This is a genomic window from Streptomyces sp. NPDC052301 (assembly GCF_044593395.1).
Classification (GTDB): domain Bacteria; phylum Actinomycetota; class Actinomycetes; order Streptomycetales; family Streptomycetaceae; genus Streptomyces.
The window spans coordinates 56,543-76,109 of the sequence record NZ_JBIUBE010000002.1 but is presented as its reverse complement, the minus strand read 5'-3'; the positions used below and the strand labels follow the sequence as shown (position 1 = coordinate 76,109).

Sequence of the window (19,567 nt, the reverse complement as noted above, 5' to 3'; positions counted from 1 at the left end):
GCCGTGAAGAACTCCGAGTTCCGCCCCACCCACGTGGTCCCGCCGCAGGGGATGCCCGCCTGGGAGGCCCCCGACCCGGACCGGCCCACCGTGCCCCTCGATCCGCTGCTGCCGGTGCAGCTCGTGGAGCGGCGCGGTGACTGGGGGCACATCCGCTGCTCCAACGGCTGGACCGCCTGGGTGGACGGCCGCCGGCTGGTCGCCGTACCCGAGGACCCGCCCGCCGCCGACGGCCCGGACGCCACCGCCGATCCACGCCCGCTGCTGGCCCGCGCCGAACAGGCCCTGGCCGCCTACCGGGCCGCCGTGGAGGAACTGGCCGCCGGCACGCTGGACGGCGAGGACTTCGCGGACCGCACCCGCGACCTGCGGATCGGGCTCGTCGTCGACGGCGAGTCGATGTGGCTGTACGACCCCGAGGAAGGCCGGTGGGTGTACGGCGACGGACGGCGCCTGACCACGTACGCCACCGACCGGACCGTCACCGGCACCCAGGAGACCGGCCACGCCCCGACGCGGCAGGTCGTGCCCGAGAGCGAACGCCGATGACGGGCGGGAGCGGCCTCTTCTCCGGCCGCACCTCGGAACCCATCGGCCGCCGCGTGGCCAACTACCTGCTCCAGAGCGAGGTGGGGCGCGGCGGTATGGCCGTGGTCTACCGTGCCCGAGACCTGCGGCTGGACCGTACGGTCGCGCTCAAGCTGCTGGCCCCGGAACTGGCCCGCAACGACACCTTCCGCCGGCGCTTCATCCACGAGTCCCGGGTGGCCGCGGCGATCGACCATCCGCACATCGTGCCGGTATTCGACGCCGGCGAGACGGACGGCGTGCTCTACATCGCCATGCGCTACGTCTCCGGGAGCGACCTGCGCCACCTTCTCGACCTGTACGGAGCGCTGCCCCTGCCGGACGCGGTGCGGATCGCCGCACAGGTGGCCTCCGCCCTCGACGCCGCCCACGAGCACGGGCTGGTCCACCGGGACGTGAAGCCCGGCAACATCCTGGTCGCCGAGGGCATCGACAGCGACCACCCCGAGCACGTGTACCTCACCGATTTCGGGCTCACCAAGAAGTCGCTGTCGCTGACCGGCTTCACCAGTGTCGGCCAGTTCGTCGGCACCCTCGACTACGTGGCCCCCGAGCAGATCTCCGGCCGCCCGGTCGACGGCCGCTGCGACGTCTACGGCCTCGCCTGCGTCGTCTACGAGGCCCTCACCGGCCGCCCGCCGTTCCGGCGCGAGGACGACATGGCCCTGCTGTGGGCCCACCAGTTCGACGAGCCGCCCCCGCCGAGCGCGGCACGACCCGGTCTCACCGCGGCCGTGGACGCCGTCTTCGCCAAGGCCCTCGCCAAGCGCCCGGACGCCCGCTACGACACCTGCCTGGCCTTCGTCACCGCCTTGCGCACCGCCGTACCCACGGCCCCCGGCCCACCCCCCGCAACCAGCCCGACGACGGCGGCCCCGGGTCCTCCGCGCTGGGCCCGGCCGGTGATCCACGGCGGCCGTTGAGAGGCGAGGAGTTCCGGGGGCCGCTCATGTCGCCCCGGCGGAGCGCCGGGCGGGCCAGCAGGCCGCCCAGGAAGCCGGCGACCAGCCCCCACAGCGCGCCGAGGCCCACCGCCTGCCACAGCTGCGGCGTGAGGAGCACCTCGCCGGACAGCCCGCCGCCGAGATCGCCGATGCCGAGCAGGGACAGCCCGTAGTGGGCCGAGACGCGGCCCAGCAGACCGATCATCAGCACCGTCAGGGCCAGCGCGACGGCCAGCTGCACGGCGTGCTGCCAGGGCCGGACCCGGGCGGGCGAGCGGGCAGCCATCCGGACGGCCACGGCGAGCAGCAGGACGGCGTCCACGACCACCAGCCACCACCAGCGGCCGTCGTACGCGGTGAGGGTGCGCAGGTTCAGCTCCGAGACGTCCGGGGTGCGCAGGATCGCGTCCAGGACGTGCGGCAGCGGCAGCCCGAACGGACCGTCGACGCGACCGTTCCAGGTCGCCCCGAGGCCGACGGTGAGGCTCAGCCAGGCCAGATTGGGCAGACCCAGCAGGATCAGCGCGAAGACCGCGCGCGCGTTTCCGCGGACGGCCGCCGTGATCAGCGCGGTGACGAGACCGATGACGACGTAGGCGAGGAGCAGCACCACCATCGCGTGCGCCGCCGGCCGTACCGACTCCTGGCGGCGCAGCAGCCGCCCCGGCAGCGGCGCGCCGCGCGCGACCAGCAGGGCGAGCACCAGCACTCCGGCCAGCCACAACAGTCCGAACAGCACGGTCAGCGGCACGTCCGTGGTGAACCCGACCCGCGGGGAGACGTCGAACAGTCCGGTGAGGTCGCTGAGGATGCCGTTGCCCACGTCGACGGCGAAGGTCTGCCGGGCGACGAGGGCCAGACCGATCAGCACGAGCAGCCACAGCACCGCGATCCGGGCGGCCCAGCCGGCCAGTTCCCGGGCCGACGCGACCGCCCGGTGCCGCAGCGGACGCAGGAACCCCGCGCCGATCAGCAGGGCCCCGGCGAGCGTCACCGAGAGCGGGACGACGGTGAGGCCGGCCCGGCTCTCCGCCAGGGCGCCCGCGTTCCCGGCGAGCTCCACGCTGCCGCCGACCGCCGCGACCACGGTCGCCGCCACCACCCTCGGGAACGCGCCGTCCGGCAGATCCGCCGCTCCGGCCGCCCACAGCCCCAGCGCTGCCACCAGCACCATGACGGCCACCCCGGTCAGCACGGTGGACACGGCCCGCGCCCAGCCGTGGCGGGCGACGGGCCGCGCGGAGACGGGGGGAGGGCTCACGCCTGCCACGCTAAGCAGAGCCGGGGCACCGCGCCCGCCGGGAGGGCCGTCCGCGTCGGCTTGCGGGCCCGTTCACCCTGCGGCACACAATGGGATCAATGTGTATCTCTATGAAGCAAACGGGACTTGACTGAGCAAAGCCGCGCATCGCGACGATCGCGACGGGAAGAAGTGCTCGTGAGCGTCGAACCTCCGTTCCCCGGCCGCCCCACGGGGCCGCCCTCCGGTCCGCTGTCGGGGTCGTCCCGCCCGCCGGCCGGACCGCCGCCCGCGCAGCCGCCGGGCGGCAGCCCCGGAGCGCAGGGGCCGCAGGGGCCGTGGTGGAGGTCGGTACCGCGCATGGCGGCCCTCACCGTCGCCGTGGTCGCCGCCGTCGTCCTCGCGATCGTCTTCACCCGTCCGGGTGGTGGCGGCTCAGCCGGGGGCGGCGAGGTCTTCCTGCAGCCGGCCGGCAGTGCCGGCCGGGATCCCTTCACGGAGTCGACCGCGCGACGAAGTTCGGTCCCGCCGCCGCCCTCCGCCTCGGCCGTTCCCTCGGGGCCGGCCAACGCGCTGCAGGGGGTGCAGGGCGGTGCCCCCGGCCTGTACGGCGGAGTCCAGGACACCCCCGCCTGCGATGTGGAGAAGCAGGTCGAGGCCCTGCAGGGTGATGCGGCGAAGACCCGCGCGTTCGCCTCCGTGGCCGGCGTCCAGCCGTCCGGGGTGCCGGCCTATCTGCGCTCGCTGACGCCGGTCCAGTTGCGGGTCGACACCCGCGTCACCAACCACGGCTACCGCGACGGGACCGTCACCGCCTACCAGTCCGTCCTGCAGGCGGGCACCGCCGTCCTGGTCGACGGGCACGGCATGCCGCGGGTGCGCTGCGCCTCCGGCAGCCCGCTGACCCCGCCGGTGGCCCGGCGGACCGCGCCGAAGCCGGTCGGCCCCCGCTGGTCGGCGTACCGGCCCTCGAACGTGGTCGTGGTGACCCCCGCGCCGACGGTCGTCGACGTCTTCGTGCTCTACGACCCCCACCACCAGGCCTGGTTCCACCGCCACCGCGGCGACGCCACCGGCCACCGAGACCAGCACGCCCGGCCGCCGGCGAACCCGCACCCCTGGACCCGCCCGACGGCGTCGCCGTCCTTCGACGGGACGAGTCCTTCCGCGCCCACCGCCAGGACGAGCCCGTCCTCACCCCCCTCGCCGGCCACGTCCCCGCCGGCCTCACCGTCCGGTTCGCCCTCTACGCCCCCTTCGTCGTCTCCCTCTTCTCCGTCCTCCCCGTCCTCGGAGGAGCCGAGGACGCCGTCGAGTCAGTCGTCCCCCGCCGGGCCGTCCTCGCCGGCGCCGGGCTCGCCGTCGGGGGAGACGTCCGGCTCGGCTCCGCGGTCCTCGGCCGGCTCCTCGCCCGGGTCCGCACCCGGTCCCGCCACCTCCGGGACGCCCCAGCAGTCCCCTCGGACCTCGTGACTCTCGCCACTGTGCGCGGTGGGCGAACGCTCCGGGGGACTGGCGGGCCCAGCTCTGGGTACGAGGACTGGTGCAACTGGCGACCGGCCGCACCGGGCTTTCCGAGAGAGACAGCATGACCGAGTACCTGGGCGGGGCAGTGATACCGACTGGTTTCGACGTACCCGTGGAGCCGCTACGACGCGCGGCGCACTACACCGGCGAGCCCGGCTGCATCGCGGAGGCGCGCACCTTCGCGGCGCGGTTCCTGGAGCAGCTGCGCACCGAGTGGTGCGCGGCCGCCGACAGTCGCGCCGACGGCGAGCTGCTCCTGCTCGTGAGCGAGCTGGTCACCAACGCCGACCGGCACAGCAACGGCCCCTACATCCTGGAGCTCGAGGGCACCGACAGCGCCGTCACGGTGTCCGTGTACGACAGCAGTTGCGCCCTGCCCCGCCGCTATCCGAAGAACCCCGAGCGCGTGGGCCGGCACGGCCTGGAGATCGTGCACGCGCTGGCCTCCGAGGTCACGGTGGAACGCGTCCCCGTCGGCAAGCGGGTGCGGGCCCGCTTCGCACTGAAGCACTGAGCGGCGGGCCCGAGCACTGGGGCCCGCCGCTCCGTTGCCGTCAGGCGCAGCCCAGCTCGCCGAGCATCCCCTGGCGCAGCCGGGAGATGATCCGCTTGATCAGCCGGGAGACGTGCATCTGGGAGCAGCCCAGCCGCTCCCCGATCTCCGCCTGGGTGGCCTCCTCGACGAACCGCAGGTGGATGATCTGCCGGTCGCGCGCGCTCAGCTCGGCCATCAGCGGCGCCAGCGCGTGGAAGTCCTCGACGAGCCGCAGCCCCTCCTCCTCCACGCCGATGAAGTCGGCGAGCACCGCCTCGCCGTCCTCGGGCCCGTCGCCGGTGAGCGCGGCGTCCAGGGACGAGGAGTTGTAGCCGTTGGAGGCGAGCTGGGCCTCGACGACCTGGTCCTCGGAGATGTTCATCAAGGTGGCCAGCTCGGCGACCGTCGGGTTCCGGTCCAGCCGGCTGGACAGTTCCTCGCGCGCCCTTGCCAGCTCCACCCGCAGCTCCTGCAGCCGGCGCGGCACGTGCACGGCCCAGGTGGTGTCCCGGAAGAACCGCTTGATCTCGCCGACGATGTACGGCAGCGCGAAGGAGGTGAACTCGACCTCCCGCGACAGCTCGAACCGGTCGATGGCCTTGATCAGGCCGATCATGCCCGTCTGGACGATGTCCTCCATGTCGTCGCCGCGGCCCCGGAACCGACCGGCCGCGAACCGCACCAGCGACATGTTCATCTCGATGAGGGTGTTGCGCGCGTACTGGTGCTCGGGCGTGCCCTCCTCCAGCTCGGTGAGCCGGCGGAAGAACTGGCGGGACAGCTCGCGTGCGTCACGCGGCGCGACGGACGTGGGGTCCGCGATGCCAGGCAGTGATCCCTCGCCCGTCCTGCCCTGCTCGGCCCTCTCGACGACCTCTGCTTCCGACCGGATCCCGGCGGTGTTCATTGCCTCTCCCACGAAAGTCACGGTTCGACGTCTGCCGCCTCTCCCTCTCGCGGCAGCTCCTTGTCCGTTCCTTGCTGTTCTGTGCGCTCCGCCGGGTACCCGGCATCCGGTGTTTCATGCGCCCGCACGGAGCCGCTCACCGGGCGGGTACCCCTCGTCACGGGCCGCATGCACGCACGGACGCGGCCTGGCGGGAAACAGCCGCTCCCCTCGATGCGGCCCGCTGACCTGCCTCGGCCTCCGATTTCCCTCAGGGCGCAACGCCGGCCCCTTGTCCCACCGCACCCGGCTCCTAGGCTGACGGGGATGAGCAACCAGGTGAGCAACGAAGCCCGAGTGGTCCCCCTGCGACCCGCGCCCGCCCGCACGGACGGGCGGCAGTCCGAGCCCGGGGAACCCCTGTGGCGCGATCTGGTCGGCGAGGTGCTGCGCCGCGAGCGGCAGGCGCAGGAACGCACGCTCAAGGACGTCGCCGACGCGGCCCGGATCTCGCTGCCCTATCTGTCCGAGATCGAACGCGGCCGCAAGGAGGCCTCCTCGGAGCTCCTCGCGGCCGCCGCCCACGCCCTCGGCCTGGGCCTGGGCGATCTGCTGTCGCTGGCGCACGGCGAGCTGACCCGGCGTACGACGGCGACGACCGCCGTACGCCGTCCGGCCGTCGTGCGCCGCCCGGCCGCCCGGCCGCACAACGGCCTCTGCCTGGCCGCCTGACCCCCGGCGGTCAGCCCGCGCCCGGCTCCCGCAGCTGCCGGAAGAACGCCCGGACGTCGCCGACCAGCAGATCCGGTTCCTCCATGGCCGCGAAGTGCCCGCCCCGGTCGAACTCCGTCCAGCGCACGAGGTTCTCGGTCCGCTCCGCCTTGTGCCGCAACGCGATCTGGGGCTCTGCCGGGAACAGGGCGAGGGCGGTCGGCACCGAAGACGGCTCGGCGGGCCGGGCGGTACGGCCGGTGGCGTGCGCCCGCTCGTAGTAGATACGGCCGGACGAACCCGCCGTACCGGTCAGCCAGTACAGCATCACGTTGGTCAGCAGCCGGTCCCGGTCCACCGCCTCCTCCGGCAGCTCCGCGGAGTCGGTCCACTCCCGGAACTTCTCGACGATCCAGGCGAGCTGGCCGACGGGCGAGTCCGTCAGGGCGTAGGCCAGGGTGTGCGGGCGGGTGGACTGCAGGACGGCGTACCCGGTGCCTTCGCGCGACCAGTCCGCCCAGCCGCGCCAGGACCGCAGCGTCCGCTCCCGCTCCTCGGGGTCCAGCGCGGCCAGCTCCTGTGCGGTCGGCTCGGTGGCCGCCTGCGCGCCGGGCAGCAGATTGAGGTGGACGCCGATCACCCGGTCCGGGTGGGCCCGGCCCAGCTCGCGGGAGATCGCCGCACCCCAGTCGCCGCCCTGCACACCGAACCGCTCGTAACCGAGCCGCCGCATCAGCTCGGCCCAGGCGTCGGCGACCCGGCCCGCCTCCCAGCCCGGCTCCGCGGTGGGCCCGGACAGCCCGAAGCCGGGGATGCTGGGCACGACGACGTGGAAGGCGTCCGCCGCGTCCCCGCCGTGCGCCACCGGGTCGGCGAGCGGCCCCACCACGTCCAGGAACTCCACGATCGAGCCCGGCCAGCCATGGGTCAGCACCAGCGGGGTGGCGTCCGGCTCGGGGGAGCGCACATGCGCGAAGTGGACGTTCGCTCCGTCGACCGTGGTGGTGAACTGCGGCCACGCGTTCAGCCGCGCCTCGGCGGCTCGCCAGTCGTACGTGTGCCGCCAGTACCGCGTCAGTTCCCGCAGATAGCCGGCCGGGACGCCGTACTCCCAGCCGGCCCCGGGCAGTTCGGCGGGCCAGCGGGTGCGGTCCAGGCGGTCGTGGAGGTCGTCCAGGTCGCTCTGCGGGACCGACAGCCGGAAGGGCTCGATGCGTTCAGCGGGTGTGGAAGCCATGATCGGGATGCTAGGCGGGGCCGCCGTTCACCCGTGGGGATTATTCGGCGGTCCGGCCGATGAGTTTCGCCGCGAGGATCGGTCGACAGAGGAGACCGCGCTCCCCGCCCCAGGAGGTACTCATGACCACCGACGGATTCATCACGTGCCTGTGGTTCGACGGCCAGGCCGAGGAGGCCGCGGAGTTCTACGTGTCCGTCTTCAAGAACTCCAGCATCGGCCGCGTCAGCCGCTACACCGACGCGGGGCCCGGCCGGACCGGTTCCGTGCTGACCGTCGAGTTCACGGCCGACGGCCAGAAGTTCGTCGCGCTCAACGGCGGCCCCCAGTTCACGTTCAACGAGGCCATCTCCTTCCAGGTCCCGTGTGCCGACCAGGCGGAGATCGACCACTACTGGACGAAGCTCACCGAGAACGGCGGCGAGGGCGGCCCCTGCGGGTGGCTCAAGGACCGGTACGGCGTCTCCTGGCAGGTCGTCTACGACCGGCTGCCCGAGATGATCAACGACCCCGACGGGGCGAAGGCCGACCGTGCCATGAAGGCCATGATGGGCATGGGCAAGCTGGAGGTCGCCGCGCTGGAGAGGGCGTACGCGGGGGAGTAGCGCACCCTCGGCCCGCACCGGCCCCCGCACCCTGCGCCCTGCGCTCCGGACCCTGCTTCCCTGACCCGGACCCCCACCGGCGCACCCGTGTGCACCGGCGCGCACGGGCCGGCTCCCGGGCGGCCGGGACCGCGTCGGCCGGGTCCCGGCCGACGCGGTCCCGGCAACGGCCGCACGGGTGGGCTCGTCCCGGTCCCGCAGGGTGCCGCCCCGGTGACCGGGCGGAGCCCCCTGCCCCTGCGGGCCGGTCCGGCGCAGCGCGCGCACGAACGCGCCGGGGTCCCCGGCGAGCCGCTCCGGTGGCGCCACGGTCCCCGCCACCGGGAAGCCCCCCAGCCGGCGGCGGACGGACCACGGCCACGGTCAGCCCTCGCCGGGCTCGCCCACCCCGGCCGGCACGGTCACCGGCAACAGGGGCGAGCCGGGGCAGCCGGCGCCGCTCATGGGCCGGGGCTCGTCACAGCGCCTCGACGCCCCCGCCGTCGACGGATTCTCCGCCGCCGCTCAGACCCGGTCGGCCGCGATCAGCAGGTACTGGAAGCTGCCGTTGCGGTAGGCGCTCAGGAACGTGTCCTCGATGCCGGTGACCAGGTGGTCGGCCTCCCTGCGCAGGTCCCAGTACGGGATCGTGGCCTCGGTCAGATCCTCGACGTGCACCGGCACCAGGCGGTTGCGGGCCATCGCCTTGAAGTACTCCGAGCGCGGGTGGATGTCGCAGATGTAATGGGCGTTGATCAGGGACACCTCGCGCGAGGCCTGCCCGTAGGTGTCGTTGTAGCAGCCGGTGATCACCACATAGCGTCCGCCCCGGCGCAGCAGCCGGGCGTGCTCGGCGAACAGCAGGTCCAGCTCGACGTACATGGTGGACTCGTTGTTCCAGGACGCCGCGTACGCGCCGGTCTCGAAGCCGGTCTCGAGCATGTTGCGGTGGTGGTAGCGCACCTTGTCGTCGATGCCCCGCGAGCGGGCCTGCTCGTTCGCGAAGTCGGCCTGCTTGGTGGAGAGGGTGACACCGTCGGCGTGGCAGCCGTAGCGCAGATGCGCCACCACACTGCCGCCGCCCCGGCCGCAGCCGGCGTCGAAGACGCGATCGGTGGGGGAGAGCGGACCGAGGTGCGAGGCGAGCAGCTCGGCCTGTGCGTGCTCCAGGCGGTGCAGTTCGGCGGTGACGCGCTCCCGGCGCAGTTCCGGATCGGGCTCGTCGAGCACCGAGCGGTCGGCCGCTCCGATGCCGTAGTGGTGGTGGTACAGGTTGTCGATCCTGCCGAGTTCGAGGTTGACCGGGTTCTCCTCGGCGTTCCAGTAGTCCGCGATCCGGCTCTGGTAGGTCGACTGGGCCGGGACCGGCAGAGGCGTGGTCCGGGCGACGGGGGCGGTGGTCAACGGTGGCTCCTCGCGGTGCATGTGAACGGCGTTTCCATGGAGGGCGGTTACCAGTAGTCGGGCAGGTGGTAGCGGTGGGTGTTGGTGGCGTGCCACTCGTGGTTGCCGGACACCCAGGCGGCAAGTCCCCGGGCGTAGCGCTCCACGAGCGGCGAGCCGGCGGACAGCCGGGCCGACTCCTCCTCGAAGGCCTGCATGACCCGGTTGTGGATCTCGACGGACTTCAGATACGCGGCCTTCAGCCCGCACCGCTCGTTGGCGGCGACGACCTGCGGCAGGTTGAGGTGGTCCGGGTCGCTGGCCAGCTCCTTGGTGAAGGAGTACAGGTCGTTGACGATCGTCGTGGCGTTGCAGGCCAGGGCGGTGATCCGCTGGATCTCGGGGCGGGCGTAGATCTGCTCGGGCAGTTCGTAGCCGTCCACGGCGTCGACGAGCGACAGGCACGGCCGGAAGTTGTTGAACTGCCGCATCACCAGGTACTCCCAGACCCGCGGCACGTACTTGGTCTCCATCCAGGCGGCCTCGCCCAGGTAGCCCAGGTGCAGCCGGGCGACGTCATGGACGAACCGGTCGGTCTGGCTGGGCGTGGCGAAGGTCGCGTAGTCCGCGAGGGCGAAGTGGTACGAGCGCAGGGGGCCGTCGGCCTGGATGCCCTGCCGCCACTCCACCTCCAGCTCCGGGATGCCGTGATAGGGGTCGAGCGCCGACTGGGCGATGATCAGCGGACCGCCCAGACCGCGCCGCGACCCGCCCCTGCCTTCGTCCTCCTCGCAGTAGCAGGAGTCGACGATGTTCTCGGCGAGCAGCAGCTTCCCGGCGGCGGTGAGCCGGTCCAGGTCGAGGCCGCCCGGGTGCTGGAGCACGACGGCCCGGCCGAACTGGAAACCGGAGAAGTCGCCTTTCCAGGCCGTGGGGAACAGGTCCAGCTCCCGGGCCCACTCCTCCAGCCGGCGGTCGATCTCGGCCGCCTTCTCCGGGTCGGCGGGCACGGCGGGCCGGTGGTGCAGCCCGGGGACCGCCCCGGTCCGCCGGGGCCGGCGCAGGCTCTTGGCGATGTCGGGCGGTCCGGGCAGCGTGTACGAGGGTGTGGATGTGCTCATGGCGCGCTCCAGGCCGTCAGTCGGCGGTCCGGCCGAGCTGGACGTTCTCCAGGACTCCCGCCGCGTCCGGGACCAGGATGGCCAGCGAGTAGTAGGCGGTGACCAGGTAGTTGATGATCGCGGCCGTGTCGATGCCCATGAACCTCACGTTCAGGCCCGGCTGGTACTCGTCGGGGATCCCGGTCTGGTGGAGGCCGATGACGCCCTGGTCGGCCTCACCGGTGCGCAGCGCGATGATGCTGGTGGTGTGATCGTCGCTGATCGGGATCTTGCTGCACGGGAAGATCGGCACGTTCCGCCACGCCGGTACCTCGTGGCCGTCGACGCTCGCGGTGCCGGGCACCAGTCCCTGCCTGTTGCACTGCCGGAAGAACGCGGCGATCGCCTTCGGATGGGCCAGGAAGACCTTCGTCCTGCGCCGCATCGACAGCAGTTCGTCCATGTCGTCCGGGGTCGGCGGGCCGGTGAAGGTGCTGATGCGCTGGCCGTAGTCGATGTTGTGCAGGAGCCCGAACTCCCGGTTGTTGACCAGCTCCCACTCCTGGCGCTCGCGGACCTCCTCGACCGTGAGCCTGAGCTGCTGCTGGGTCTGGTCCATCGGGTCGTTGTAGAGATCGGCGACCCGGGTGTGCACCCGCAGCACGGTCTGGGTGAGGGACAGCTCGTACTCGCGCGGGGCGAGGTCGTAGTCCACGAAGCCGCCGGCCAGCGTCGGCTCGCCCACGTGACCGGCCTGCACCGGCACCTCGGCCTCGCCCTTGCGGTTCATCGGCCGGCGCTGCCGCTCGACGTACGCCTGGAGATGCGCGGCGAGGGACGGCACCCGATCGGTGAACTCCTGCACCACGGTCCAGGGCAGCGCGAGCACCACCCCGGCGGTCTCGGCGCGCACCGAGGTCAGCCACAGCGGGTCGGACTGGCCGACCGCCTCGTCGCCCATCTGGTCGCCGGCGGTGACGACCCCGATGATCTCCTCCTCGCCGTACTTGCCGGAGGTGTAACGGGTGAACCGGCCGTGCACGACCAGGTACGCCTCCGTCACGGGCTGCCCGGCCTCGTACAGCACCTGCCCGGCGCGCACCTCCCGCGGCTGGAACCGGCCGGCGATCTCCCGCAGCACGTCGGTGTCGGGGTAGCCGCGCAGGATCGGCAGTTCCGTCAGCGTCTCGGGGACGACCCGGATGTCGTCGGCGCCGTTGTGCTCGAAGTGCACCCGGCCGCGTCCGGTGCGCAGCGTCAGGCGCCGGTTGACGCGGTAGGCGCCGCCCTTGACGTCCACCCACGGCAGGGTCTTCAGCAGCCATCGCGAGGTGATGGCCTGCATCTGCGGTTCGGACTTGGTGGTGGTGGCGAGCCGGCGTGCCGCCCGGGTGCTCAGACTGGTGAGCTGGCCGTCGGCCGAGGGATCGGGGACGGGTTCGTCGACGACGGAACCAGTGGCGCTGTCCGGTGTGGACACATTCCCTCCAGCAGAGAGGAACGGGGGTGACGGGAACGATCGGTGATGTGCCAGGTGGTGGTGCGCACAGACAGCCAAACAGGCTGCATGATCACCGGGAAAGGCGCGAAGAGGGGCGCTTTCCTCCCAGGTGGTGCAAACCCCTCCATCGCGTCAGCGGGGCAGCGTGCGGATGCGGAGTGCGCCGGTCGCATGCCTCCGGAGCCCGGTTTGCGAGGGATTCGCCCCTTCGGCGCGCGGCCCGGGGGCGGGATGGCTAGCGTGAGGTCCGGGACTGAACGCCTGTGCGGCGCAGCGCGTCCGGTAGAGACCGCAGAGACCAGGAGGGCCGTGATCATGGCCGTGCAACCCGAGGGAACGCCCTGTTGGGCCGATGCGATGTTCGGCGACGTCGAGGGGGCCAAGCGGTTCTACGGCGACGTGCTCGGCTGGACCTTCGGCGAGTCGTCGTCGGAGTACGGCAACTACACACAGGCCTATGCGGACGGCAGGTCGGTGGCCGCCGTCGTCCCGCCCATGCCCGGGCAGGAGGGCCAGTCGCAGTGGTGCCTGTACTTCGCCTCGCCGGACGCGGCCGCCACCGCCGAGCGGATCCGGGAGAACGGCGGCGAGGTGCTGATGGAGCCGATGCAGGTCGGCGAGTTCGGCACCATGTGTCTGGCCCGTGAGCCCAGCGGGGCGGTGTTCGGGATCTGGCAGGCGGGCGTCCACGAGGGCTTCGAGGCGACGGCGACCCCCGGCGCCTACTGCTGGGCCGAGGTCTTCACCCGTGAGCCGGAGAAGGCCGACAGCTTCCTCTCATCCGTCTTCCCGTACCGCATGAAGGAGATCGAGGACGACGCCGTCGACTTCCGGATGTTCGACATCGGCGAGGACACCGTCCTCGGCCGGATGCGGATGACCGACGACTTCCCGCCCGAGGTGCCGTCGTACATCAACGTCTACTTCACCGTGGACGACTGCGACGAGGCCGTGTCCCGGGCCGTCGAACTCGGCGGGGTCCTCCGCTTCGGGCCGATGAGCAGCCCCTTCGGCCGGTTCGCGGCACTGAGCGACCCGCAGGGCGCCAACTTCTCCGTGATCGACATCACGACCACCGAGGGCGAGATGCCGAAGGTCAGGGACGTCTGACCGGTCCCGGACCGGGGGCCGCCGCACCCATGGCATGATCGAGCGTATGCGTGAACGTGTGGTGGCCGCGTGCGACGGGGCTTCGAAGGGAAACCCCGGACCGGCCGGATGGGCGTGGGTGGTCTCGGACGACGACGAGCGGACCCCGGCCCGCTGGGAGGCGGGCCCGCTCGGCCGGGCCACCAACAACGTCGCGGAGCTCACCGCACTGGAGCGGCTGCTCACCGCCGTCGACCCGGACGTGCCGCTGGAGATCCGGATGGACTCCCAGTACGCGATGAAGGCCGTCACCACCTGGCTGCCCGGCTGGAAGCGCAACGGCTGGCGGACCGCCGCAGGCAAGCCGGTCGCCAATCAGGAGCTGGTGGTCCGCATCGACGCCCTCCTCGACGGCCGCACCGTCGACTTCCGCTACGTCCCGGCCCATCAGGTCGACGGCGACCCGCTGAACGACTTCGCCGACCGCGCGGCCAGCCAGGCCGCCTCCGTCCAGGAGGCGGCGGGCAGCGCCCTCGGCTCCCCGACGCCGCCGCCCTCGCCGGACACCGCGAAGACGGCTGCCCCGCGCCGCAAGGCGACGTCCCGCCGCTCCGGCGGCGCGGCCTCCGCCCGCACCCTCAAGGCCAAGTTCCCCGGCCGCTGCCTGTGCGGCCGCTCCTACGCGGCCGGCGAGTCCATCGCCAAGAACGCGCAGGGCTGGGGCCACCCGGAGTGCCGGACCGCCGAGGCCTGACCGGGACCCGGCGCGCTCAGCTGTCGAAGGTGTAGAACCTCGTGTGGTCCAGCAGGTCGGCCGGGCGCACGTCGTTCCACGGCTTCATCGTCTCGTCCAGGTCCACGACGTCCGGTGTGCCGCCGGTCGGCACGTAGCCCGCGTCCGGGTGCCGGCGCTGCCACTCCGCCCAGAGCTTGTCGACGAAGGCGTGGTGCAGCCAGAACACCGGGTCGTTGGGGGACACCCCGGTGGCCATCTGCCCGCCGACCCAGACGTGGACCCGGTTGTGCAGATTGACCCCGCGCCACCCCTCCAGGTTGTTGCGGAAGCCGTCCGAGGCGCTGTTGTACGGCGCCGTGTCGTACGTCGGGATGGACAGCACCGACTCGACCTCCGCGCGCGTGGGCAGCTCGCGCACGGCCGTCCCGAGCGAGCGGCGCAGGAAGGTGCGGCCGTCGACGCGTATGTTCATCGGCCAGTTGCCGGCGGAGGCGGCGAACGGGCCGTCCGTCACCCGGCCGTCGCTGCTGCGCCCGGTGCCGCCGAGGAAGTCCGGTGCCCACAGCGCGGCACGCACCGTGCGGTCGGTGCTCCAGTCCCAGTAGGGCAGCGCGACCGAGGAGTCCACGGACTGCAGCGCCTGCTCGAAGTCGAGCAGGAATCTGCGGTGCCAGGGCAGGAAGGACGGGGAGCGGTGGCCGGTCCGCTCGCCGCTGTCGGTGTCCGACATGATGAAGGCGTTGTGCGTGCGGACGAACGCGTCGTAGCGCCCGTCGCGCTTGAGCTCGAGGACGGCGGCGACGAAGCGGCGCTTCTCGTCGGCGGTCAGGGCGGCCTGGTTCTTGCGTACGGTCATGGTGCGGGGTGCTCCGGAAGTCCTTGCGGGGGCGGTCAGTTGGCGGGGAACGGCAGCAGCGGGGCGCCCTGCAGCTCGTCGACCGCGGTACGGGCGGCGGCGCGCGGGGTGGGCACCGGGTCGTAGTGGCTAACGACGCTGATCCAGCTGCCGTCGGCGTTGCGCATCAGGTGCAGCTGCACGCCGTCGACGAACACCTCGTAGCCGCCGCCGTGTTCGTGGTGGTGGCCACCGTCCATCGCCGCGCGGCCCTGTATCCGGCGGCCCTTGTAGACCTCGTCGAAGGACTCCGGCATGGAGTGGTCGTGGCCGCCGGCGGCGAGGGCGCCGGGTGCGGCGAGGGCGGCGGCCGAGGCGGTCGCGGCGAGGGCTGCCGTCGCGGTGAGCGCGCGGCGACGGGTGATGCCGGGCATGCGTGTCCTCCTGGAGGGGGAATCGGTGGTGACGAGGCATGCCTATCGGGCGGTCCCGGAGCGCGGGAAATCGCCGCGAGTTGGTTGGCTGCGATCCGGACAATTGGCTACATGTCGTACAGGGTTGAACGAAGATGATCTTGCTCCGGCGGGCGGCCGATCTGCTACGGAACGGGGAATTCCTTGCCGGGCCGCCCCGGTTCCGGGTGGACCTTCTCGCCCGCCGCCCGTCCGGGTGGCGCGGCTCACCGCGCGATACTGACGCGATCGGGCGGCTGCTCACGGCTGCTACCCTGCGGTGCCGTTCGGACACTACGGGTGACTGTCAGGGGTGTGTGTGAAGGTCGTCTGCGTCGGAGGCGGGCCCGCGGGCCTGTATCTCGCCATCCTGCTCAAGCGGCAGAACCCCTCCCACGACATCAGCGTCCACGAGCGCAACCCCGAAGGCTCGACCTACGGTTGGGGCGTCACGTACTGGCGCGGCCTCCTCGACAAGCTCCGGGCGTACGACCTCGCCTCGGCGCGCGCGATCGAGGAGCACTCCGTGCGCTGGACCGACGGAGTGGCCCACGTCGGTGATCTGACGACCCGGCACCACGGCGACGAGGGCTTCGGCATCGGCCGCCACCGGCTCCTCGGCCTGCTCACCGACCGGGCCCGCACCCTCGGCGTGCGCCTGGAGCACGAGAGCGAGCTCACCGAGCCGCCCGCCGGCGCGGACCTCGTCGTCGCCGCCGACGGAGTGCACAGCGCCCTGCGCACCCGGCACGCCGGACACTTCGGCACCCGGATCGCCGCGGGCCGCAACCACTACATCTGGCTCGGCACCACCAAGGTGTTCGACGCCTTCACCTTCGCCTTCGCCGAGAACGGCCACGGCTGGATCTGGGCCTACGGCTACGGCTACAGCGGCGAGCACAGCACCTGCGTCGTGGAGTGCTCACCGGAGACCTTCACCGGCCTCGGCCTGGACCGGGCGGACGAGAGCGAGGGGCTCGCCCTCCTGGAGAAGCTCTTAGCTCCCGTCCTCGACGGCCACCCCCTCATCGGCCGCCCCGGCGCCGGCTGGCTCAACTTCCGCACCGTGACCAACCGCAGCCGGCACCACGGAACCCTCGTCCTGCTCGGCGACGCCGCCCACACCACCCACTACTCCATCGGCGCCGGCACCACCCTCGCCCTGGAGGACGCCATGTGCCTCGCCGACGCCCTGCACGAGCACACCACCCTCCCCCCGGCCCTCGCCGCCTACGAGAGCCGGCGCCAGGCCGAACTGCTCAGCGTGCAGAGCGCGGCCCGCTACAGCGCCCAGTGGTACGAGAACCTGCCCCGCTACATCCACCTGCCCCCGCACCGCATGTTCGCCCTGCTGGGCCGGCGCCACTCGCCGCTGCTGCCGTACGTCCCGCCCCAGCTGTACTACGGCCTGGACAAGGCCGCCGGGCAGCTGGACGTGCTGCGCCGGTTCAAGCGGTGGCTCGGCCCCAGGGCGGCGCGGGCTCTGCACGCCCGCTCCTCGGGCCGCTGAGCCGCCCGCCCCCCGTTCTTCTCCCCCCGCCTCGAAGGATCCCGTTCATGGCCGTGCCCGTCGCGTTCGACCAGACCTCGTCCGGCTACAGCCTGGAGCGCGCCTACTGGCTGGCCCGCGCGGCCGACCTGGCCTACCAGGACCGCTCCGTCATCGAGGAGCAGGCCGCCCAGTGGGGCTTCGGCCGGGTACGGCACCACGAGACCCGCTTCACCCCGCCCTTCCCGCTCCAGGACACCCAGGCCTGCACCCTGGTGAGCGACCGGATGATCGTCACAGCGTTCCGGGGCACCGAACCCGGCCGGATCGAGGACTGGCTCTCCGACACCACCACCCCGCCCACCCCGGGCCCCGGCGGCAACGGCTACGTCCACCACGGCTTCGCCGAGGCCCTGGACTCGGTCTACCCGGCGGTCCACGACGCCCTCACCGAGCTGCGCACCTGCGGCCAGAGCGTGTACTTCACCGGGCACAGCCTCGGCGGCGCCCTCGCCATGCTGGCCGGCGCCCGGCTGTACCTGGAGGAGCCGCACCTGGCGGCGGACGGCGTCTACACCTTCGGGCAGCCGCGCACCTGCGACCGGCTGCTCGCCGAGGCGTTCCACCAGGGGTTCGGCGGACGCATGTACCGCTTCGTCAACAACAACGACATTGTCGCGCAGCTCCCGCCCGAGCCCGCCTTCACCCACGTCCGCGCGCTGCGCTACATCGACTCCCGCGGCAAGCTGCACGAGAGCATGCCGACGTTCTCGGTGCTCGCCGACCGGGCGAAAGGCGTGACCGCGGACGCCTTCGCGCCGGCCTCCGACGGCATTCGCGACCATTCCATGCGCAGCTACCTCACGGCCCTGGAGAGGAACCTGGCCTGACGGAACGACGGCTGCCCGCCGGGCGTGGTCAGCGCAGCAGACGGTCCAGGAAGGCGTTGCCGAACACCCGGTGCGGGTCCAGGCGGTCCAGGATGGCGACCGCCTCCGCCCACACCTGCGTTCCGAAGGAGGCGGGCACGGTCGTGTCCAGCACCTCCGGGTCGCTCCACACGGCGTCGCCCGTGTACGCCCATCCCTTGGACCACTCCACGCGGGCCAGGGCGTCCCCGCCGTCGTAGGCGGTGAAGAGGAACCGCTCCAGCTCGCGCAGGAACGCCTCCGCGTACGGTGTGCCGGGCAGGGTCAGCACGTCCAGCCACACCGCGGTGTCCCACTCGGGACGGGCCGCGCTCGGCCGCAGCGCCGACAGCAGCGGGGCCCGGGCGCCCGGGACGCCGGTGCCGGCGGGGTCGTCCAGGCCGGTGACCCGGATCTCCACCGAGCCGTTGACCGGGAAGCGGCCCCGTGCCGCGTACGCCTCCAGCAGGGTGCGGTAGCGGCTGGTGAACTCGTGCACGACACGCTGCACCCCGGCCCGCGAGGTGAGCACCGCGTACCCGTTCGCGGTCACCCGCAGCGTGGTCGGCCGGAGATACAGCAGTGTGTTCTTCGACGGCCCCCACAGGTCGGCCGAGGCCGTGGCCGCGAGCCCGGCGGAGGCCGCCTCCAGCTGCGCCGCGCCGAGCACCGGTGCCAGGTACCAGGCCGCGCCCCCCACGATGCGCCCCAGCAGGTCGGCCACCGGCGTCGGCACGCTGTCGGAGAAGGGGTAGTTGTACGGCGAGGTGACATGCCGTGAACCGGGCGGCCGGACCGGGGCGACGCTCCACTCCTTCAGCCATGGGTGCTCGGTGAAGGCGAACCAGATCGCCTCGACGCGGCCCGAGCGGCGCAGGAAGCTCTCCAGCGTGCGCCCGCCCGCGCCGGGCCGCGCGAACAGTTCGCGGGCCGGGACGTCGGTGCGGCTGACACAGCGCAGACCGGTGTCCGGCCCGACCCGCAGGACCACTTCGGTGACCAGGGCCCGCCCGAGATGGGTCAGCAGCGCCGCGGCCTCCGGGTCCTCGCGACGGAACGTCCGCAGGACGTACCCCTCGCTGCCCGCGTCCCACACCACCGCCGTCAGCTCCAGCACCCGGTTGCTCAGCGAGCCGTACAGGGCTCCCGGCGCGGGACGTTCGCCGTCCGCCGGTACGGCGGTGCCGTGGGCGTCGATCGCCAGGGCGCCGCCCAGCGTCAGATCGCCGGGCGCGGGCGTCGTGGTCAGACCCAGGCCGTGCCCCTCCAGGAAGGTGAGCAGGGCTTCCAGCGTGACCCCGGCGCCGGCCCGGACCGCCGTGGCGGACTCCAGTCGCAGCCCGGTCAGATGAGGTGCCGTGTCGAGCAGCAGGACCGGGGTGGCCGCCGTCGTCCCCTCGGTGACCGTGAGCGGCGACCAGCCGTGCGAGCAACCCCGCGCCCGCACCCGCCGGCCGCTGCGCCAGGCCCAGTCGACGACGGCGAGCACCTCTTCCGGCCCGGCCGGGGCGCAGGCCCACAATCCGTCGGCGGTGATCTCACCCACCCAGTTGCGGTACGCCGAACGGTAGAGCGCCACCTGCTCCGGAAACCCGGGGAGTTCGGCCGCGGCCACCGCCGGGTCGGCCGCGAGCGACACCGGTACGGCGGCCAGCGCGGCGGCCGCCCGCAGGAAGGCGCGACGGTCCGGCCCCGAAGAGCGCGGCGCGGAAGGGAAGTTGTCCGTCGAACGATCGATCACGTGAGCACGCTAGGCGCATGCTCCGCACCGTGGCTCCCCCGCCGGTCGCTGTCACCCGTGTGGGTGAGAGAACCACAGGCC

19 protein-coding genes are annotated in these 19,567 nt (G+C 72.7%); 10 read left to right on the top strand and 9 right to left on the bottom strand.

The window, feature by feature from the left end:
* Positions 1–3: 3 nt before the first annotated feature.
* Complete coding sequence (locus tag ACIHEJ_RS03975) at positions 4–549, top strand: hypothetical protein (protein ID WP_400131958.1); 546 nt, start codon at positions 4–6, stop codon at positions 547–549.
* Complete coding sequence (locus ACIHEJ_RS03970; protein WP_400131956.1) at positions 546–1,511, top strand: serine/threonine-protein kinase; 966 nt, start codon at positions 546–548, stop codon at positions 1,509–1,511. Before ACIHEJ_RS03975 ends, ACIHEJ_RS03970 begins: the two co-directional genes overlap by 4 nt.
* On the opposite strand, the gene ACIHEJ_RS03965 is transcribed toward ACIHEJ_RS03970, so the two are convergent.
* Positions 1,393–2,793, bottom strand: coding sequence for a streptophobe family protein (locus ACIHEJ_RS03965; protein WP_400131954.1), 1,401 nt, complete (start codon positions 2,791–2,793; stop codon positions 1,393–1,395). The two genes, ACIHEJ_RS03970 and ACIHEJ_RS03965, sit on opposite strands and share 119 nt — an antisense overlap.
* Before the next feature lie 177 nt (positions 2,794–2,970).
* Here ACIHEJ_RS03965 and ACIHEJ_RS03960 point away from each other — a divergent pair, with 177 nt between their 5' ends.
* A complete protein-coding gene (locus ACIHEJ_RS03960) occupies positions 2,971–4,245 on the top strand; it encodes a DUF6777 domain-containing protein (protein WP_400131952.1) in 1,275 nt (424 codons plus the stop codon).
* Positions 4,246–4,360: 115 nt separating this feature from the next.
* On the top strand, positions 4,361–4,813 hold the full coding sequence (locus ACIHEJ_RS03955; RefSeq protein WP_400131950.1) for an ATP-binding protein: 453 nt from the start codon (positions 4,361–4,363) through the stop codon (positions 4,811–4,813).
* Between the two features lie 40 nt (positions 4,814–4,853).
* Here the strand turns inward: ACIHEJ_RS03955 and ACIHEJ_RS03950 are convergent, their stop codons facing one another.
* Positions 4,854–5,741, bottom strand: a complete 888-nt coding sequence (locus ACIHEJ_RS03950) for an RNA polymerase sigma factor SigF (RefSeq protein ID WP_400132833.1) — start codon at positions 5,739–5,741, stop codon at positions 4,854–4,856.
* A 306-nt stretch (positions 5,742–6,047) separates the two neighbouring features.
* Between ACIHEJ_RS03950 and ACIHEJ_RS03945 the strand changes: the two genes are divergently transcribed.
* Positions 6,048–6,452, top strand: coding sequence for a helix-turn-helix domain-containing protein (locus ACIHEJ_RS03945; protein ID WP_400131948.1), 405 nt, complete (start codon positions 6,048–6,050; stop codon positions 6,450–6,452).
* Positions 6,453–6,462: 10 nt separating this feature from the next.
* Here ACIHEJ_RS03945 and ACIHEJ_RS03940 read toward each other — a convergent pair whose 3' ends face one another.
* Positions 6,463–7,668 carry an epoxide hydrolase family protein gene (locus tag ACIHEJ_RS03940; protein WP_400131946.1) on the bottom strand — a complete coding sequence of 402 codons (1,206 nt, stop codon included), beginning with the start codon at positions 7,666–7,668 and terminating at the stop codon, positions 6,463–6,465.
* A 122-nt stretch (positions 7,669–7,790) separates the two neighbouring features.
* Between ACIHEJ_RS03940 and ACIHEJ_RS03935 the strand changes: the two genes are divergently transcribed.
* Positions 7,791–8,273 (top strand): VOC family protein, encoded by a 483-nt coding sequence (locus ACIHEJ_RS03935; protein ID WP_400131945.1) that lies wholly within the window; start codon positions 7,791–7,793, stop codon positions 8,271–8,273.
* Between the two features lie 504 nt (positions 8,274–8,777).
* On the opposite strand, the gene ACIHEJ_RS03930 is transcribed toward ACIHEJ_RS03935, so the two are convergent.
* Genes ACIHEJ_RS03930 through ACIHEJ_RS03920 form a run of 3 tightly spaced genes read right to left on the bottom strand, consistent with a single transcriptional unit; the run spans position 8,778 to position 12,215 of the window.
* Positions 8,778–9,656: a geranyl diphosphate 2-C-methyltransferase gene (locus tag ACIHEJ_RS03930; protein ID WP_400131943.1), complete on the bottom strand. Its 879-nt coding sequence runs from the start codon at positions 9,654–9,656 to the stop codon at positions 8,778–8,780.
* A gap of 47 nt (positions 9,657–9,703) precedes the next feature.
* Complete coding sequence (locus ACIHEJ_RS03925; protein ID WP_400131941.1) at positions 9,704–10,756, bottom strand: family 2 encapsulin nanocompartment cargo protein terpene cyclase; 1,053 nt, start codon at positions 10,754–10,756, stop codon at positions 9,704–9,706.
* A 16-nt stretch (positions 10,757–10,772) separates the two neighbouring features.
* Positions 10,773–12,215: a family 2B encapsulin nanocompartment shell protein gene (locus ACIHEJ_RS03920; protein ID WP_400131939.1), complete on the bottom strand. Its 1,443-nt coding sequence runs from the start codon at positions 12,213–12,215 to the stop codon at positions 10,773–10,775.
* 336 nt (positions 12,216–12,551) lie between these two features.
* Here ACIHEJ_RS03920 and ACIHEJ_RS03915 point away from each other — a divergent pair, with 336 nt between their 5' ends.
* Positions 12,552–13,346, top strand: a complete 795-nt coding sequence (locus tag ACIHEJ_RS03915) for a VOC family protein (RefSeq protein ID WP_400131937.1) — start codon at positions 12,552–12,554, stop codon at positions 13,344–13,346.
* 34 nt (positions 13,347–13,380) lie between these two features.
* On the top strand, positions 13,381–14,079 hold the full coding sequence (locus ACIHEJ_RS03910) for a ribonuclease H (RefSeq protein ID WP_400131935.1): 699 nt from the start codon (positions 13,381–13,383) through the stop codon (positions 14,077–14,079).
* A gap of 16 nt (positions 14,080–14,095) precedes the next feature.
* Here ACIHEJ_RS03910 and ACIHEJ_RS03905 read toward each other — a convergent pair whose 3' ends face one another.
* Complete coding sequence (locus ACIHEJ_RS03905) at positions 14,096–14,917, bottom strand: tyrosinase family protein (protein WP_400131933.1); 822 nt, start codon at positions 14,915–14,917, stop codon at positions 14,096–14,098.
* A gap of 35 nt (positions 14,918–14,952) precedes the next feature.
* Entirely contained in the window at positions 14,953–15,330 is a 378-nt protein-coding gene (locus ACIHEJ_RS03900) for a tyrosinase cofactor (RefSeq protein ID WP_400131931.1), read from the bottom strand.
* A gap of 331 nt (positions 15,331–15,661) precedes the next feature.
* Here ACIHEJ_RS03900 and ACIHEJ_RS03895 point away from each other — a divergent pair, with 331 nt between their 5' ends.
* The gene (locus ACIHEJ_RS03895) at positions 15,662–16,858 is read left to right on the top strand and encodes an FAD-dependent monooxygenase (protein WP_400131929.1); all 1,197 of its coding nucleotides are present in this window, start codon (positions 15,662–15,664) and stop codon (positions 16,856–16,858) included.
* A gap of 47 nt (positions 16,859–16,905) precedes the next feature.
* Positions 16,906–17,727 (top strand): lipase family protein, encoded by an 822-nt coding sequence (locus ACIHEJ_RS03890; RefSeq protein WP_400131927.1) that lies wholly within the window; start codon positions 16,906–16,908, stop codon positions 17,725–17,727.
* Between the two features lie 28 nt (positions 17,728–17,755).
* Here ACIHEJ_RS03890 and ACIHEJ_RS03885 read toward each other — a convergent pair whose 3' ends face one another.
* A complete protein-coding gene (locus ACIHEJ_RS03885; protein WP_400131925.1) occupies positions 17,756–19,486 on the bottom strand; it encodes a cholesterol oxidase substrate-binding domain-containing protein in 1,731 nt (576 codons plus the stop codon).
* Positions 19,487–19,567: the final 81 nt, after the last annotated feature.

Excerpts from the sequence above, each read along its gene's own strand:
- ACIHEJ_RS03925 (WP_400131941.1), bottom strand. The coding sequence starts at position 10,756 with ATGAGCACATCCACACCCTCGTACACGCTGCCCGGACCGCCCGACATC.
- ACIHEJ_RS03935 (WP_400131945.1), top strand. The coding sequence starts at position 7,791 with ATGACCACCGACGGATTCATCACGTGCCTGTGGTTCGACGGCCAGGCC.
- ACIHEJ_RS03905 (WP_400131933.1), bottom strand. The coding sequence starts at position 14,917 with ATGACCGTACGCAAGAACCAGGCCGCCCTGACCGCCGACGAGAAGCGC.
- ACIHEJ_RS03940 (WP_400131946.1), bottom strand. The coding sequence starts at position 7,668 with ATGGCTTCCACACCCGCTGAACGCATCGAGCCCTTCCGGCTGTCGGTC.
- ACIHEJ_RS03910 (WP_400131935.1), top strand. The coding sequence starts at position 13,381 with ATGATCGAGCGTATGCGTGAACGTGTGGTGGCCGCGTGCGACGGGGCT.
- ACIHEJ_RS03915 (WP_400131937.1), top strand. The coding sequence starts at position 12,552 with ATGGCCGTGCAACCCGAGGGAACGCCCTGTTGGGCCGATGCGATGTTC.
- ACIHEJ_RS03970 (WP_400131956.1), top strand. The coding sequence starts at position 546 with ATGACGGGCGGGAGCGGCCTCTTCTCCGGCCGCACCTCGGAACCCATC.
- ACIHEJ_RS03900 (WP_400131931.1), bottom strand. The coding sequence starts at position 15,330 with ATGCCCGGCATCACCCGTCGCCGCGCGCTCACCGCGACGGCAGCCCTC.
- ACIHEJ_RS03890 (WP_400131927.1), top strand. The coding sequence starts at position 16,906 with ATGGCCGTGCCCGTCGCGTTCGACCAGACCTCGTCCGGCTACAGCCTG.
- ACIHEJ_RS03955 (WP_400131950.1), top strand. The coding sequence starts at position 4,361 with ATGACCGAGTACCTGGGCGGGGCAGTGATACCGACTGGTTTCGACGTA.
- ACIHEJ_RS03945 (WP_400131948.1), top strand. The coding sequence starts at position 6,048 with ATGAGCAACCAGGTGAGCAACGAAGCCCGAGTGGTCCCCCTGCGACCC.
- ACIHEJ_RS03950 (WP_400132833.1), bottom strand. The coding sequence starts at position 5,741 with ATGAACACCGCCGGGATCCGGTCGGAAGCAGAGGTCGTCGAGAGGGCC.